Source organism: Variovorax sp. 05N34 (genome assembly GCF_056397405.1).
Genome location: NZ_JBFTNI010000014.1, coordinates 51,560 through 67,953 on the forward strand (window position 1 = coordinate 51,560; position 16,394 = coordinate 67,953).

Here is a 16,394-nt window from a genome sequence, read left to right on the forward strand (position 1 = left end):
GGTATTCAATATCTGCGCCACGGGCGGTTAGCTCAGGGGTAGAGCACAGCATTCACACTGCTGGGGTCGGAGGTTCGAAGCCTCCACCGCCCACCAAATTCCCCCTCTCTCTTTGTCCCCAGCGCTGGTCCTTCAGATCAGCGCTGTGCGTCACGTTGCGCTCGCGGCTTCCGAAGTTGCGCTTGAGGCTCGCCTTCGGCGGCCCTGCTGACGATGGCAAAGAAATCACGCGCATACGAGCAGTCGGCGAAGGCAATGCCGAGTTCGACGAGTTCAAAACGAACTTCAGCCTTGCAGCAAATTGGGCGTGCACGGATGTGACGGCGAAACTGGCGCAGGAGATTCGCGGGGACGAAAAATTGCGCTGAGTCCGCTGGTTCGGGCCACGTCTCTTACCCCTTGCATCCTCCGCCGAGCTCCCGTAGAAGTCGAACTGAAGGAGAACCGCCATGGCCACCAGCCCTGATCTTCCGCCGCCCATCAGCCCCGACCCGCCGGATGTCCCCGAGCTACCCGTCGAGCCCGACGAGGGCCCCGCGACGCCGCCAGGCAATCTGTCCAAGTCGCTCGCCCCACAACCGGCGCTAGTGAAGTGATCCGCCCGCAAGCCAGCTAAGCTTGCGTCATGGACGAATTCGATTGCGCCGTCATCGGCGCCGGGGTGGTTGGCTTGGCGGCGGCTCGCGCGCTTGCGCTGGCGGGCAGAGAGGTGATCGTGCTGGAGGCGGAAGGCGCGATCGGGACCGGCACCAGTTCTCGCAACAGTGAAGTCATTCACGCGGGCATCTATTACCCCAAGGGCTCACTGAAGGCACGACTGTGCGTGCAGGGCAAGCAGTTGCTCTACGACTACGCCATCGAACGCGGCTTGCCGCACCGACGCTGCGGCAAGCTCATCGTGGCCACTGCCGAGCCGCAGGTTGCGCAGCTCGCCGAGATCAAGGCCAAGGCCGCGGCCAACGGCGTAGACGACATGGTTCTGCTCTCAGGCGAGGAGGCGCGCGCCATGGAGCCTCAGCTCCGGTGCCTGGCGGCGCTGCATTCCCCCAGCACCGGGATCGTGGACAGCCATGCCCTGATGCTGAGCCTGCAAGGCGACCTCGAGCAGGYCGGTGGGGTCGTTGCGCTGAAATCGGGCATCCTCAGTGCCGAATGCCTGGGTGACGCCATCGTATTGAAGTCCATCGACGGGACGCTTCTGCGATGCAAGAGCGTCGTGAACTCCGCCGGTCTCGTCGCGCCGCTGCTTGTCCGGCAATTCCAAGGCCTGCCGGCGACTTCCGTACCCAAGGCTTATTTCGCAAAAGGCAACTACTTCACGCTGGCTGGGCGGGCGCCGTTCAGCCGGTTGATCTACCCCGTTCCCGAGGCTGCGGGCCTCGGCGTGCATCTCACACTCGATCTGGGCGGACAGGCCAAGTTCGGTCCTGACGTTCAGTGGGTGGACTCGCCCGAGGATCTGGTGGTCGATCCCGCGCGGGGAGAGGGCTTCTATGCCGAGGTGCGCAAATACTGGCCCGCCTTGCCGGACGGCGCGCTGATTCCCGGATATGCCGGCATTCGCCCCAAGATCTCCGGGCCCGGAGATGCTGCTGCGGACTTCATGATCGCAGGCCCGGCGCTGCACGGAGTGCCGGGCTTGGTCAACCTCTTCGGGATCGAATCGCCGGGGTTGACCAGCAGCCTCGCAATTGCCGATCATGTCGTGGGAATTCTGTCGTAGATGCACTTGGGCATGTACTATGACGCGGAGCGTCGTTTGTCGGCGTGTGTTGCCGGCGCGGTGCCGGCGTGACTGAGGAGGACAACTTTAAATGACTGCATCCAATAATCTCGAAGCGGCAGCCAACGCCGTTGCTGAAGACATCGCGAGCGACGTTCGCGGTGTGCTCGCCAGCAAGGATCTCGACTCCGTTCCCCATATCAAGGCGCTTCGCCAGCGCATCGACAGCAAGCTGGCTATCGCGCGCGAACTGGCTGCCGAAAAGAGCCGTATCGCGAGCAAGAAAGCCCGTGAGGCAGCCAACTCGGCCAACGCCTACGCCCACGATGAGCCCTGGCAAATCGCCGGCGCTGCGTTGGCGGTGGGGGTGCTGGTGGGCCTGCTGCTTGGCCGCCGCTGAGCACGCCCGCCTGAGCGCGCAACAGCCAACCGCTTCCGCGGCTCCCATCGGCGGTGAGGCTCGCGGAGGGCACACGTGAAGTGGTTGTCATCGCTTTTTGGGATCAGGTCCCAATGGCGGCGCGTGCGCATCCTGGCGGGCGAAGGCGCCCTGGCTGCTGAAGACCGCCTGGACTTGCTGCGTTTCGCCTGGGAAGACGAAAAGAAGCGTTTGCGATCGATGCTGGGCTTGGTGATCGCGGTGGTCGGGTTGACGACCATTGCGATTGCGCTGCTGTCCGTGGCGATCGTCGTCCATTTCTGGGATTCACCGAATCGCACTGCCGCCGCCTGGTCGGTGGCGGCGGTCTGGCTKGTGCTGTGGCTCGTGTCAGTGATCGCGCTTGTGTCGATGAGTGGCAAACCTTCGACCGCCTTCGAGCCGGTGTTGCAAGAGCTGGAGCGCGATCGCCAGTGGCTTCGACACAGTCTGGGCCGCGGTAGCCCGGACAGTGACAGCATGACCCCGCGTGAGCGGCGCCCGGTGAGCCGTCCGGAGCTGCTTGCGCGAATCGAAAAGCAGCGCATGCGTATCGCAACGCTCCAGGCTGCAGCGACGGGAGCCGGGGAGGCGCCAGTGCCTAACGAGACGACAAGCGCTGCGGCAATGCGCCTCGCGCGCGAACACCCTGTAGCTGCTGGCGTGGCCGCGGCGGCGGTGGTGGCTGCATTGGGACCGCGCCGCCTGGTGCGCTGGGCCAGCGTGCTCGTGCCGGTTCTTTGGCGGATGCGCTGAGGGCGACGGCGCATTCCCAGACAGACCCTCAGGCCCTGCCGCGTTCGTCGCGCAAGGCCTGGGCGGCCCGATGCACCAGCGCCGGTCCGCGGTAGATCAAACCCGTGTAAATCTGGACCACATCGGCGCCGGCCGTAATCTTCGCTTTGGCGTCGGCTGCGCTCAGGATGCCGCCCACGCCGATGATCGGAAACCTGCTTCCCAAGGCGGCCCGCAACTGGCCGATCACTCGATTGCTTGTTTCCCTGACCGGCGCGCCCGAAAGGCCGCCGGCCTCTTCGGCGTGCGGCAAGCCTGCCACTGCATCTCGCGAAAGCGTCGTGTTGGTGGCGATGACGCCGTCCATGCCGTGCCGGACCAGCGTGGCTGCGATCACCTTGACCTGGCTCTCGTCGAGGTCCGGCGCAATCTTGACAAAGAGGGGGACTCGCCGACCTTGCCTCGCCGCAAGCGCCGCCCGTTTGTCGGCCACGGCGCCGAGGAGCGCGTCCAGCGCCTCGTCACTCTGGAGTGAACGCAAGTTCGCTGTGTTGGGGCTCGAGATATTGATGGTCACGTAGTCCGCATGCGGATACACACCGTCCAGGCACACAAGATAGTCGTCCACGGCCCGTTCGATCGGCGTCGCTGCGTTCTTGCCGATGTTGAGCCCCAGCAGCATCGGCGCTTTTGACGCATTTCGGCGAAAGCGCGCGCGTTGCACGTTGGCGACGAAGGCGTCCAGTCCTTCGTTGTTGAAGCCGAGCCGATTAATCAGTGCATCCCGCTGCGGCAGGCGGAACATGCGTGGCCGCGGGTTGCCGGGTTGCGCCTTCGGCGTGACGGTTCCGACTTCGACAAAGCCAAATCCCATCGCCGCGAAAGCATCGATGCAGCGTGCGTTCTTGTCCAGACCGGCGGCCAGGCCGACCCGATTCGGAAAGGTGAGGCCGGCAAGCGTGATTCGGTCTTCGACGCGAGGTGCGGCGTAGGTGCCGGCGAGTGGTGTGTTCTGGGTTCGTGCCAGCGCATCCAGTGTGAGCTCGTGGGCATGTTCGGGGTCAAAGCCGAAGAGGAACGGACGGGCAAGTCCATACAGCGAGGAGGGCAGCAGCAAGGGCATCGGATAATTCTCGACTTGACTTCAATCAGCCCAGGATTCTCCCCGATGCCTTCTCCCGCTTCAGCTCCCGCCCTGACCCAGGACGAACTCAAGGCGCAGGTCGGTCGCGCCGCTCTGGATTACGTCGTCAAAGGCGAGATCGTCGGTGTCGGCACCGGCTCGACGGTCAACAAATTCATCGATGCGTTGGCGACGATCAAGAGCGAAATCCGCGGAGCGGTTTCAAGCTCCGTCGCGTCGACCGAGCGCCTGCGCGCGCTGGACATTCCCGTTTTTGACAGCAACGAAGTCGAAGAGTTGGCCGTCTACATCGACGGGGCCGACGAGATCGACGGCCGCGGCTACATGATCAAGGGCGGCGGCGCCGCGCTGACCCGCGAAAAAATCGTTGCCGCGCAATCGAGACGGTTTGTATGCATTGCGGACTCGTCCAAGCTGGTCAACACGCTCGGAGCATTCCCATTGCCCGTAGAGGTGATCCCGATGTCGGCGCAGCGGATCATCCGCCAGTTTGCGCGGCTGGGCGGACTGGCGCAGGTCCGCGAAAAGGAGGGCGAGGCGCTCGTCACCGACAACGGCCAACACATCGTCGACGTAACGGGTCTGCGGATCACCGATCCCTTGGGCTTCGAGACTGAAGTGAATCAATGGCCGGGCGTCGTCACCGTTGGCGTCTTCGCGCATCAGCGCGCCAGCGTCTGTTTGCTGGGCACTTCTTCTGGTGTCAGGACGATGCGCTTCGGCTGAGCGCATCTTCAATCTTCAAGCGTCAGAACTTGATGCCGGCAGGATTGCTCGGCGTTGGCTCGTTGCTTGCGGCCGGCGGAGGAGGAGGGGCCTGCACCGGCGCAGCGGCAGGCGCGGCGGGTGCAGCGGCCTTCAGAGCAACGAGCGGCTGGGCCGGCGGATTGCGAAAACCGGCGGGCAGCTGCGAGCTCTTCGAATAACCCGCAGCATCGAGATACTGCGACCACTCCGCGTCGGAGAACCCCTTGAGCTGCTGCGTCCCGATCGTCAGCAAAGGCAATCCGTTTTGTCCGCTCAGCCGTTGCAGCGCCTGAACGTCATCATTGCTCTTGACCGTCTTCTCGTCGAATGGAATACCGCGCGTGATCAGCAGCGAGCGACCTGCTCCGCAAGGAGCGCAATCGTCCCCGGTGTAGAGCGTGACGGGATAGCGCTGCACCACCTGGCGCAGTTCATAAGGCAACCCTGAATTGGCGGCGACCGTCGACACACCCGTGCGTGGCTCGGCAGGCTGCGCGCTGGCTGAAGTTGGCTGGTCCGAAAACGTGACCTTGCCGTTCTTGTCGAAATTGCGATAGACGGCCTGCGCGAGCGCTGCGCTGGCGAGCAGCGTCAGGGCCAAGCCGGTCAGGGCGGTTTTGCGTTTCATCGAGATTCCCCGGTATCGAATGACGCCGAGTATCTCAGGCTCTGCCGCCCTCTGACCGTCACGCCGCCTGCGTTTCGGCCATTCCCTGATGGCGCAACAGGGCGTCGATCTTAGGCTCGCGGCCCCTGAAGGCCTTGAACGAGTCCATGGCGCTCCTGCTGCCGCCTGCTTCGAGGATCGCCTGGCGGTATTTGCGTCCGGTCTCGATGCTGGGCTCGCCGTTGGCGCCTGCCGTCTCCTCGAAAGCGGCGTACGCGTCGGCGCTCAGCACTTCGGCCCACTTGTAGCTGTAGTAGCCTGCCGCGTAGCCGCCCGAGAAGATGTGGCTGAAGGTGTTGGGCGTGCGGCTGAAGGGCGGCGAAGGCATCACCGCGACCTCTTCGCGCACCTTGCCGAGCAGTGCCAGGACGTCGCCCGGTTTGGCCGCTGTTGCGTCGTACTCGGTATGCAGCAGCATGTCGAACAACGAGAACTCGATCTGCCGCAGGGTCTGCAGGCCGCTCTGGAAGTTCTTGGCCGCTGTCATCTTGTCGAAAAGCGCGCGGGGCAGCGGCTCGCCGGTGTCGACGTGCGACGTCATGTGGGCAAGCACGTCCCACTCCCAGCAGAAGTTCTCCATGAACTGGCTCGGCAGTTCGACAGCGTCCCACTCCACGCCGCTGATGCCGGAGACGTCGCGCTCGTTGATCTGCGTAAGCATGTGGTGCAGCCCATGGCCGAACTCGTGAAACAGCGTCGTCACGTCATCATGCGTCAGCAGCGGGGGCTTGCCATCCACACCCTCGGCGAAGTTGCAGACCAGCTGCGCGACCGGTGTCTGCAGCGTTCCGGTATCCGGACGCAGCCAACGCGCCCGGACGTCGTCCATCCACGCGCCTCCGCGCTTGGCGGAACGGGCAGAAGGATCGAGATAGAACTGCCCGACCTTCTTGCCATCCCGCTCAATGCGATAGAACTCGACACTCGGATGCCACACAGGCGCGACGTCGCGCTTGATCGACACCTCGAACAGCGTCTCCACGATCTTGAACAGCCCGCCCATGACCTTCGGCGCGGTGAAGTACTGCTTGACCTCCTGCTCGCTGAAGGCATAGCGCGCTTCCTTGAGCTTCTCGCCGATGTAGCTCCAGTCCCAAGGCTGCGGGTCGACCATGCCGAGCTGGTCGGCCGCGAAGGCACGCAGATCGGCCAGATCGCGTTCGCCGTAAGGCTTGGCCTTGGCGGCGAGGTCGCGCAGGAACTTGACCACTTGGCCGGCGGATTCGGCCATCTTGGGCACGATCGAAAGCTCGCCGAAATTGGGGTAGCCCAAGAGCTTGGCTTCTTCCTGGCGCAGCGCGAGGATTTCGCGGATGAGATCGGTGTTGTCAAAGGCCGGATCGCCGAGTTCGCTGGCTCGCGTGACGTAGGCGCGATAGAGCCTTTCGCGCAGCGCGCTGCTCTTGGCAAACTGCATGACGGGCAGGTACGACGGCATTTTCAACGTCAGCTTGTAGCCTTCCTTGCCGTCCGCTTCGGCGGCGGCGCGGGCCGCACTGATGACGTCTTCCGGAAGTCCTTCGAGTTCGCCCAGAGGCGCATACCAGGCGAAGGCATCCGTGGCATCGAGAGCGTTTTCGCTGAACTTCTGGCTCAGCTCGGCCTGGCGTTCCTGGATCTCGGCGAACCGCGTCTTGGCCGCACCCTGGAGTTCGGCGCCGCCGAGAACAAAGTTGCGGACCGCATTGCGATGCGCTTGGCGCTGCTCCGGATTGAGCGTCGCGACGTCGATCGCCTTGTACTTGGCATACAGCCGTTCATCGGACCCCAGGCGCGTCCAGAACGCCGTCACACGCGGCATCGCTTCGTTGTAAGCCGCCCGCAGTTCAGGCGTATCAGCCACGGCATTGAGATGCCCGACAGCCCCCCATGCACGGCTGAAGCGCTCCGAAGCCACATCCAGCACCTTGGAAATAGCCATCCAGTCAGCCGGAAAATCCGGCGCCGTCACCGTCTGCAGCGCAGCCTCGGCATCCGCCAGCAGAGTGTCCACCGCTGGCGAGACATGCTCAGGCCGAATCCGGTCAAACAGCGGAAGGTCAGTGAAATCGAGAAGCGGATTTTTCATAGAGCGTTTCCAATGCAAGCGCAGCGAAGCAGTTTCGGGAACCACCGCGGAACCGGCTCAGCCGGGCCGCCGGTGGTGCCCCTTGAGGGGGAGGCGGCTACACGAAGTGAGCAAGCAACGGGGTGGTTCTTATGTAGTCATGCGCTCGGCAGCTTCAAGGGTGTTGGCGAGCAACATCGCACGTGTCATCGGGCCGACGCCGCCCGGAACGGGGGTGATCCAGCCGGCGACTTCCTTGACACCCTCGAAATCCACGTCGCCAGCGAGCTTTCCGTCTTCCTTGCGGTTCATCCCCACGTCGATGATCACCGCGCCGGGCTTGACCATGTCCGCCGTCAGGATGTTGCGCTTGCCGACCGCTGCGACCACCACGTCCGCATGACGCGTGAAAGCGGCGAGATCCTTGGTTGCGCTATGACAGATCGTGACGGTCGCGTTCTTGGCGAGCAGCATCATCGCCATCGGCTTGCCCACGATGTTGCTGCGCCCGATGACGACTGCATGCTTTCCGCGCAGGTCATAGCCGATAGAGTCGATCATCTTCATGCAGCCGTGCGGCGTACAAGGCCAGAAACCGGGTTGGCCGACCATCAATGCCCCGGCGCTGGCAACATGGAAGCCATCCACGTCCTTGGCAGGCGAGATGGCCTCGATGACACGATGGCTGTCCATGTGCGGCGGCAGCGGCAGCTGCACCAGGATGCCGTGTACCTTGGGATCTTCGTTGAGGGCGTGGATGCGCGAGAGCAGCTCGGCCTCGGTCATGCTGGCCGCGTAGCGCTCGAGGTTGGCCGTGAGTCCGGTCTCGGTGCTGTCGTTGACCTTGTGCTTGACGTAGACCTGGCTTGCCGGGTCTTCACCGACCAGCACGATGGCCAGCGTCGGCTCGACGCCGCGCGCCTTGAGTGCGGCAATGCGCCCGGTGACGTCGCCGCGAATCTTCCGGGCCAGGGCGTTGCCATCGATCAATTGGGCTGTCATGGTTTTCTGTCTTCCAAGTAAAAACGCCCGCTTGCGCAGGCGTGGATGCAAGATGGGCTGCAGTGCAGGCCAGCAATTAGGCTTTCGCCGGAGCCGCCTGTCCCAGGGCGATCTTCAGGAGATCGGCCACTGTGTTTGCGTTGAGTTTTTCCATGATGTTGGCGCGGTGTGCCTCGACCGTCTTGATGCTGATGCCGAGGTCGTCGGCGATCTGCTTGTTGAGGCGCCCGGCAACGATGCGCTCGAGCACCTGGGCCTCGCGGCCGGTGAGCTTGGACAACAGCGCGTCGCGGCTGGCGGACTGCTGATGCTGGGCAAACGCACCGCGCGCGTGTTCGAGCATGCGTTCGACCAGCGCCACGAGCGCTTCGTCGTTGAAGGGCTTCTGGATGAAATCCATGGCGCCCTTCTTCATGCTGTCGACTGCCATTGGCACGTCGCCATGGCCGGTGATGACAACGATCGGCAGCGGCGACCGGCGCTCGATCAGACGGTCCTGAAGCTCCATGCCGGACATGCCGCCCATGCGGATGTCGACGATCAGGCAGGCGACTTCGCGGGGGTCATATCGGGAGAGGAAGGACTCGGCGGAGTCGAAGCAGCGGACCCGGTAGTCCTTGCCTTCGAGCAGCCATTGCAACGAATCACGAACCGCCTCGTCGTCATCGACGACATAGACCGTGCCCTTCTTGGGAATCAAACTCATGCAGGTACTTTCGCCTCGTTGCTTGCTATTGAATCGATAGCGTCTAACACCGGTATCCAGAAGGAGAAACGGCATCCGACGACATCCGAACCATTGTAGATGTTCTCCGCCTGCATCCGGCCGCGGTGGGACTCGACGATCGTCCGGCAAAGATTCAGGCCGATGCCCATGCCTTCAGGCTTGGTGGAGAAGAAAGCTTCGTACAGCCGGTCCATCACTTCAGGCGCGAGGCCCATGCCCGTGTCCTGCACCGAGAACTCGACGGCGTTCTGGCCATCGATGATTTTCGGGAGCACGCGCAATTCGACGCTGCGCCGTGCCAGCGGGCGATTGGCCAGGTCGATCGACTCGGCTGCGTTCTTCAGCAGGTTGACCATCACCTGTTCGATCAGGATCGGATCCACGCGCAGTACCGGCAGGCGCGCCGCGACATAGTGGTTGAGTCGCACGTTCCGGCGTCGCAGTTCGATGCCTGCCAGTTCGACAGCTTCGCTCACCATCGTCGCGACCTCGGCCGGCGTGCGGTTCGGCTCGCTGCGCTTCACGAACGAGCGGATGCGCTGGATGATCTGACCGGCACGTTGCGCCTGCTTCGAAGTCTTGTCGAGCGCGGCCAGCAATGCGTCCGAATCGATCTGCTGCCCCCTGATGCGGGACATCATTCCGTTGCAATAGTTGGTGATCGCGGTCAGCGGCTGGTTCAGCTCGTGCGCCACGCTGGACGCCATCTCGCCCATGGTGATCAAGCGGCTGGCGGCCTGCGCACGGTCGGCTTGGGCGGCCGACAGGTCCTCGGCGTCGCGCCGCGGGGTGATGTCGGTGGCGATGACGAGCTGGGCCAAGCGCCCGTCGACCCAAGTCAAATAGCGAGACCGCACTTCCAGCCACTTGCCAAGCTCGGGAACGAAGATCTCGTTGTTGGCTGGCTGTGCCGTCGTCAGCTGATCGATCGGCAGGCCGGCGAAAGCATCCACATCGTCAAGTTCTTCATCCCGCGTATGCGAAGCCGGAACACCAGCCTGCGCCACCATGCCCAGGTGCCCGACGGTGTTGGAACCGAACCAGAGGCGGTACAGCTTGTTCGCGAACACGAGTTCCTCGCTGCCCAGCGGCGCCACGGACACCGACGCGTCAAGCGCTTCGAGCACGGTCGTGAAGCGCTCGTAAGAAGCGGACAACTGCTCGCGGATGCGCGTCGGCTCCGTGATGTCGGTCATCGAAGTCATCCAGCCCGTCTGGTGCCCGCGGGCATCGATCAGCGGCGAGACATACAGGCGGGCATTGAAGACGCTGCCGTTCTTGCGCTTGACGCGCACCTGGAAACCCCCCGGCAGGGCGCGGCCATGCAACTCTTCTTCGAGCCGCTCGTTCATGACTTCCCGATCGGACTCAAGCCAATAAGGGAAGGGCGGCGTCTGGCCGACGAGTTCGTTTTCGCTCCAGCCGGTCATGGCGCAGAAGGCGGCGTTGACGTAGGTGATGCGGCCCTCGAGGTCGAGCACGCGCATCCCGGTCAGCATCGAGTTTTCCATCGCACGGCGGAAATTGGTCTCGGCGACCAGCGCCTGCTGTGCCTGCAATCGGCGGCGCGTATGGCGCCAGGTGCCGATCAGCATCCAGCTTGTCAGCACGCTGAGTGCGCCCACCAGCCAGAACAAGCCATTGCCGACCACCCCCTGCGAGGTGCGATAGGCCTGGGCGCGAAGCACCAGCGCATTGCCAACTGGCGAAACCGGCACTTCGTACTCGTTGGTCCGCACCGTCCAGGGCAGGAGCCGATTGCGGGCGCCGTGCGGACTCGCGACGGTGTTGCCCGCGATGAGCCCGCCCTTTGCATCGAGCAAAGACACCGCGTAGCGCGCCGAGACTTCGGCCGGCATGCCGTAGCGCAGCAAGCCGTCGATGGAGAACTCGCCGAGCAGCATGCCGGCGAACAAGCCTTGGTCGAAGAGGGGGATGTGAAGCTGCAGCATTGGCGGAGGATCGCTGCCGGCCAACGGCAGCGAGAAGACCGGCTGTCGAAGCTCTCGCGCCAGGGCGTAGTTGCTTTCGGTGTCGCCCGGCCTGAGCACTTCACCGACTGCACGCTGCTGCGCCGGATGGACGCTGGGCGCCGCATAGCTGGCTTTGACGCGCCGGCGGTCGTCGATCCATGTCACTGCCTGCAATTCGGGGAACTGACTGACCAGTGATTCCGCTCGGCTGGTGAACTCAGTGGCATCGATCTCACGGTTCGACGCGTCGCGCGCGAGGCGCATGAGTTGCTCTTGCCGCTCCAGCAGGCGCAGGCGCACCCGCTGCTGCGCGTATTCGACGTCGCGCTTGACCGATTCCTGGACGCGCTCCATTTCCTCCGCCCGCAAATACCAGAAGGCGGAAACGATCGCCGCGAGGAAGAGCAGCACCGCGGCGAGCGGCGCCAGCATGGCGACCGCGTCCTGCAGCATGGGCGTCTGGCGGCGCCACCAGCGGCGCCACCAGGACAGCGGCGACGCGTGCACGGCGCTTCGCGCGACCTCGATCGGGGAGGAAAAGGGCATCCATCGAGTTTAGGTGAAGGCTTCGAAAGCAGTGCATCGCTTTCCTGGCGCCAAAGAGAGCAAAGAACGAGCGGAAATCTCTGAAAATTTCATATCAAGAAACGACTACGCACGATTTGAAATCGCGAGAATTCTGTGAGAAACTTCCGCGCGCTGCCGTTACGGCACTAAATTACAGCCACAACCCGCCTTAAAAAGGAGACAAGCATGTCGGCAAATCCCGAGAACCTGTTCGGCTCGGCCGCGAACGATCCGGATGCGCAGGAAACGCGTGAATGGATGGACGCTCTTTCGGCGGTCATCGAGAGCGAGGGCCCTGAACGCGCTCATTTCCTGCTCGAACAATTGCTTGAGCATGCCCGCCAAAGCAGCATCGACAAACCGTTTTCGGCCAACACTGCCTACGTCAACACGATCGAGCCTGATCAGGAAGAGCGCTCTCCCGGCAATCTCGAAATCGAAGAGCGGTTGCGTTCGTACATGCGCTGGAACGCAATGGCGATGGTGGTCAAGGCCAATCGCCACCACCCACCCGAGGGCGGGGACTTGGGCGGTCACATTGGCTCTTTTGCTTCGCTCGCATCGATGTTCGGCGCCGGCTTCAATCACTTCTGGCACGCCGAGAGCGAAAACCATGGCGGTGACTGCCTCTACATCCAGGGCCACGTTTCGCCAGGCATCTACGCTCGCGCCTACCTCGAAGGCCGTCTGACGGAAGAGCAACTCCTCAATTTCCGCCAGGAAGTCGACGGCAAGGGCCTGTCGAGCTACCCGCACCCGAAGCTGATGCCCGAGTTCTGGCAGTTCCCCACGGTGTCGATGGGTCTCGGCCCCTTGATGGCCATCTACCAGGCCCGCTTCCTCAAATACCTGCACGCGCGCGGCATCGCCAATACCGAAAACCGCAAGGTCTGGGTGTTCTGCGGCGACGGCGAAATGGACGAGGTCGAATCCCTCGGCGCGATCAGCCTCGCTGCACGAGAGAATCTCGACAACCTGGTCTTCGTCATCAACTGCAACCTGCAGCGCCTGGACGGTCCGGTGCGCGGAAACGGCAAGATCATCCAGGAACTTGAAGGCGAATTCCGCGGTTCTGGCTGGAACGTGATCAAGCTGATCTGGGGCAGCAGCTGGGATCCGCTGCTGGCGCGGGACAAGGATGGCGCCCTGCGCAAGATCATGATGGAAACGAACGACGGCGATTACCAGTCGTTCAAGGCCAACGACGGCGCCTACGTGCGAAAGCACTTCTTCGGCCGCGACCCGCGCACGCTCGAGATGGTCGCCAAGATGAGCGACGACGAGATCTGGAACCTGCGCCGCGGTGGTCACGATTCGCAGAAGGTCTATGCGGCCTTCCATGCCGCGGTCCAGCACAAGGGCCAGCCGACGGTGCTGCTGATCAAGACCGTCAAGGGCTTCGGCATGGGCAAGATCGGCGAGGGCAAGAACACCGTCCACCAGACGAAGAAGCTCGGCGACGAAGACATCAAGGCCTTCCGCGACCGCTTCAACATCCCGATCCCGGACAGCCAGATCGCCGATCTCCCGTTCTACAAGCCCGCCGACGACACGCCCGAAATGAAGTACCTGCACGAACGCCGCAAGGCGCTCGGCGGCTACCTGCCGCATCGCCGGGTCAAGGCTGACGAGAGCTTCACGGTGCCGGCGCTCGAAACCTTCAAGGCGGTGCTCGAACCGACCGCCGAAGGCCGCGAGATCTCGACGACGCAAGCCTACGTTCGCTTCCTGACGCAACTGCTGCGCGACCAGGCGCTCGGTCCGCGCGTGGTGCCGATCCTGGTCGACGAGGCCCGTACCTTCGGCATGGAAGGCCTGTTCCGCCAGATCGGCATCTACAACCCCGCGGGGCAGCAGTACACGCCGGTCGACAAGGACCAGGTCATGTACTACCGCGAAGACAAGGCCGGCCAGATCCTGCAGGAAGGCATCAACGAAGCGGGCGGCATGTCGAGCTGGATCGCAGCGGCCACGTCATACAGCACGAACAACCGCATCATGGTGCCGTTCTATGTGTATTACTCGATGTTCGGCTTCCAGCGGATCGGCGACCTGGCCTGGGCGGCTGGCGACATGCAGGCTCGCGGATTCCTGCTGGGCGGAACGTCCGGACGCACCACGCTGAACGGCGAAGGCCTGCAGCACGAGGACGGCCACAGCCACATCCTGGCAAACACCATCCCGAACTGCGTGAGCTACGACCCGACCTTCGGGCACGAGGTCGGCGTGATCCTGCACCACGGTCTCAAGCGCATGGTCGAGAAGCAGGACAACGTCTACTACTACATCACGCTGCTGAACGAGAACTACCCCATGCCCGGCCTTCAGCCCGGCACCGAAGAGCAGATCATCAAGGGCATGTACCTGTGCAAGCAGGGGCCGTCGCTCAAGGCCAAGTCGCCGACGGTGCAACTGCTGGGCAGCGGCACCATCCTGCGCGAAAGCATCGCCGCGCAAGAACTGCTGGAAAAGGACTGGGGCGTGAGCGCCTCCGTCTGGAGTTGCCCGAGCTTCAACGAACTCACGCGCGATGGCCAGGAAGTGGAGCGCTGGAACCTGCTGCATCCGACAGAGAAGGCACGCGTTCCGTTCGTCGAGCAGCAGCTTTCTGCGAGCACCGGACCGGTGGTCGCGTCCACCGACTACATGAAGGCGTATGCCGAGCAGATCCGTCCCTTCATTCCGAAGGGCCGCAACTACAAGGTGCTCGGCACCGACGGCTTCGGCCGCAGCGACTTCCGCGCCAAGCTCCGCGAGCACTTCGAGGTGAATCGCCACTTCATCGCGGTTGCGGCGCTGAAGGCGCTGGCCGAAGATGGTGCCGTTCCAGCTCAGAAGGTGGCAGACGCGATCAAGAAGTACGGAATCAACGCCGACAAGATCAACCCGCTCTACGCATAAAACATCAACGAACAACCTACTGCGCCCCAGGGCGGGAGACACTTATATGGCTACAGTGGAAGTCAAGGTGCCGGACATCGGCGATTTCGATGAAGTCGCAGTGATCGAGGTGCTGGTGAAGGCCGGCGACACGGTGAAAGCCGAGCAATCGCTGATCACCGTGGAGTCGGACAAGGCATCAATGGAAATTCCGTCGAGCCAGGCCGGCGTCGTGAAGGAACTCAAGGTCGAAGTCGGCAGCAAGGTCAAGGAAGGGTCGGTCGTGCTGGTGCTTGAAAGCACTGGCGCGGCAGGCGATGCACCCGCTCCCGCCGCGGCGCCTGCGGCTGCAGCGTCCACTGCTGCGGCGCCGGCTGCACCATCACCATCACCATCACCATCACCGGCAGCGGCAGCGGCCGGCGCTTCAGGCCCCATCGAAGTCAAGGTTCCCGATATCGGCGATTTCAAGGATGTCGCGGTGATCGAAGTGCTGGCAAAGCCCGGTGACACCATCAAGGAAGAGCAGTCGCTCATCACCGTCGAGTCCGACAAGGCATCGATGGAGATTCCGTCGTCGGCGGCCGGCGTCCTCAAGGAACTCAAGGTCAAGGTCGGCGACAAGGTCAATATCGGCGACCTGATCGCAGTGATCGAGGGCTCCGCAGCTGGCGGAGCCGCACCTGCATCCGCTGCTGCGGCACCGTCGCCGGCTCCCGCTCAGGCCCAGGCCGCTGCTGCGCCTTCGTCCGCCAGCGTCCCGGCGACGGCTCCAACGGCCGCCCCTGCCGCTCACGATCCGACGGTCGCGCCCAGTGGCAAGCTTCCGCACGCTTCTCCTTCGGTGCGCAAGTTCGCGCGCGAACTCGGCGTGCCGCTCGAAGAGGTCAAAGGCAGTGGCCCCAAAGGGCGCATCACGCAGGAAGACGTCCAGAACTTCACCAAGGCCGTGATGAGCGGCGCCGCCAGCACCAAGGCCGCAGGCGCGAAGGCGCCCGCAGCGGGCGGTGGCGAAGCACTGGGCCTGCTGCCCTGGCCGAAGGTCGACTTCACGAAGTTCGGCACGGTCGAGCGCAAGGATCTGTCGCGCATCAAGAAGATCAGCGGTGCCAACCTGCATCGCAACTGGGTGATGATTCCGCACGTCACCAACAACGACGAAGCCGACATTACCGAACTCGAAGCCTTCCGCGTTTCCACCAACAAGGAAAACGAGAAGTCCGGCGTCAAGGTGACGATGCTCGCTTTCGTGATCAAGGCCGTGGTCTCGGCGCTCAAGAAGTTTCCCGAATTCAACACCAGTCTGGATGGCGACCAGCTCGTCTACAAGCAGTACTTCCACATCGGCTTCGCGGCAGACACGCCGAACGGGCTCGTGGTGCCGGTGCTCAAGGACGCGGACAAGAAGGGCGTTCTCCAGATCAGCCAGGAAATGGGCGAGCTTGCCAAGAAGGCGCGCGACGGCAAGCTGGGCTCCGCCGACATGCAAGGCGGGTGTTTCTCCATCAGCTCGCTCGGCGGCATCGGCGGGACGAACTTCACGCCGATCATCAATGCGCCTGAAGTGGCAATCCTCGGTCTTTCCAAGAGTTCGATGAAGCCGGTTTGGGACGGCAAGCAGTTCGTGCCGCGCCTGACCTTGCCGCTGTCGCTGTCTTACGACCATCGCGTGATCGATGGCGCCCTGGCTGCCCGGTTCAACGCCTACCTGGGCCAGGTGCTTGCCGACTTCCGCCGGGTGCTGCTATGAGCGGCTTCGTCGGG

General features: G+C 63.4%; 14 protein-coding genes and 1 tRNA gene. 9 read left to right on the plus strand and 6 right to left on the minus strand.

The window, feature by feature from the left end; translation table 11 throughout:
• The first annotated feature begins 21 nt into the window (after positions 1-21).
• From AC1DMA_RS27805 to AC1DMA_RS27830, 6 genes are all read left to right on the plus strand, one after another.
• Positions 22-96: transfer RNA gene (locus AC1DMA_RS27805), tRNA-Val, on the plus strand.
• An 86-nt stretch (positions 97-182) separates the two neighbouring features.
• Positions 183-368, plus strand: coding sequence for a hypothetical protein (locus AC1DMA_RS27810; protein ID WP_478128277.1), 186 nt, complete (start codon positions 183-185; stop codon positions 366-368).
• An 81-nt stretch (positions 369-449) separates the two neighbouring features.
• On the plus strand, positions 450-596 hold the full coding sequence (locus AC1DMA_RS27815) for a hypothetical protein (protein ID WP_478128276.1): 147 nt from the start codon (positions 450-452) through the stop codon (positions 594-596).
• Positions 597-625: 29 nt separating this feature from the next.
• Entirely contained in the window at positions 626-1,723 is a 1,098-nt protein-coding gene (locus tag AC1DMA_RS27820; protein WP_478146146.1) for an NAD(P)/FAD-dependent oxidoreductase, read from the plus strand.
• 91 nt (positions 1,724-1,814) lie between these two features.
• The gene (locus AC1DMA_RS27825; protein ID WP_478128274.1) at positions 1,815-2,123 is read left to right on the plus strand and encodes a glycine zipper domain-containing protein; all 309 of its coding nucleotides are present in this window, start codon (positions 1,815-1,817) and stop codon (positions 2,121-2,123) included.
• A 75-nt stretch (positions 2,124-2,198) separates the two neighbouring features.
• Positions 2,199-2,897, plus strand: coding sequence for a phage holin family protein (locus AC1DMA_RS27830; protein WP_478128273.1), 699 nt, complete (start codon positions 2,199-2,201; stop codon positions 2,895-2,897).
• A gap of 28 nt (positions 2,898-2,925) precedes the next feature.
• Here the strand turns inward: AC1DMA_RS27830 and AC1DMA_RS27835 are convergent, their stop codons facing one another.
• Entirely contained in the window at positions 2,926-3,999 is a 1,074-nt protein-coding gene (locus AC1DMA_RS27835) for a quinone-dependent dihydroorotate dehydrogenase (protein ID WP_478146147.1), read from the minus strand.
• 45 nt (positions 4,000-4,044) lie between these two features.
• Between AC1DMA_RS27835 and rpiA the strand changes: the two genes are divergently transcribed.
• The gene (rpiA, locus tag AC1DMA_RS27840) at positions 4,045-4,746 is read left to right on the plus strand and encodes a ribose-5-phosphate isomerase RpiA (RefSeq protein ID WP_478146172.1); all 702 of its coding nucleotides are present in this window, start codon (positions 4,045-4,047) and stop codon (positions 4,744-4,746) included.
• 22 nt (positions 4,747-4,768) lie between these two features.
• On the opposite strand, the gene AC1DMA_RS27845 is transcribed toward rpiA, so the two are convergent.
• From AC1DMA_RS27845 to AC1DMA_RS27865, 5 genes are all read right to left on the minus strand, one after another.
• Positions 4,769-5,395, minus strand: coding sequence for a glutaredoxin family protein (locus AC1DMA_RS27845; RefSeq protein WP_478146148.1), 627 nt, complete (start codon positions 5,393-5,395; stop codon positions 4,769-4,771).
• A 58-nt stretch (positions 5,396-5,453) separates the two neighbouring features.
• On the minus strand, positions 5,454-7,502 hold the full coding sequence (locus AC1DMA_RS27850; protein ID WP_478146149.1) for a M3 family metallopeptidase: 2,049 nt from the start codon (positions 7,500-7,502) through the stop codon (positions 5,454-5,456).
• 129 nt (positions 7,503-7,631) lie between these two features.
• Complete coding sequence (gene folD, locus AC1DMA_RS27855; protein ID WP_478146150.1) at positions 7,632-8,483, minus strand: bifunctional methylenetetrahydrofolate dehydrogenase/methenyltetrahydrofolate cyclohydrolase FolD; 852 nt, start codon at positions 8,481-8,483, stop codon at positions 7,632-7,634.
• Between the two features lie 76 nt (positions 8,484-8,559).
• Complete coding sequence (locus tag AC1DMA_RS27860) at positions 8,560-9,189, minus strand: response regulator transcription factor (RefSeq protein ID WP_478104179.1); 630 nt, start codon at positions 9,187-9,189, stop codon at positions 8,560-8,562.
• Positions 9,186-11,729, minus strand: a complete 2,544-nt coding sequence (locus AC1DMA_RS27865) for a PAS domain-containing sensor histidine kinase (protein ID WP_478128267.1) — start codon at positions 11,727-11,729, stop codon at positions 9,186-9,188. Before AC1DMA_RS27865 ends, AC1DMA_RS27860 begins: the two co-directional genes overlap by 4 nt.
• Before the next feature lie 207 nt (positions 11,730-11,936).
• Here AC1DMA_RS27865 and aceE point away from each other — a divergent pair, with 207 nt between their 5' ends.
• Positions 11,937-14,651: a pyruvate dehydrogenase (acetyl-transferring), homodimeric type gene (aceE, locus tag AC1DMA_RS27870; protein WP_478146151.1), complete on the plus strand. Its 2,715-nt coding sequence runs from the start codon at positions 11,937-11,939 to the stop codon at positions 14,649-14,651.
• Positions 14,652-14,697: 46 nt separating this feature from the next.
• Positions 14,698-16,380 carry a dihydrolipoyllysine-residue acetyltransferase gene (gene aceF, locus AC1DMA_RS27875; RefSeq protein ID WP_478146152.1) on the plus strand — a complete coding sequence of 561 codons (1,683 nt, stop codon included), beginning with the start codon at positions 14,698-14,700 and terminating at the stop codon, positions 16,378-16,380.
• Positions 16,381-16,394: the final 14 nt, after the last annotated feature.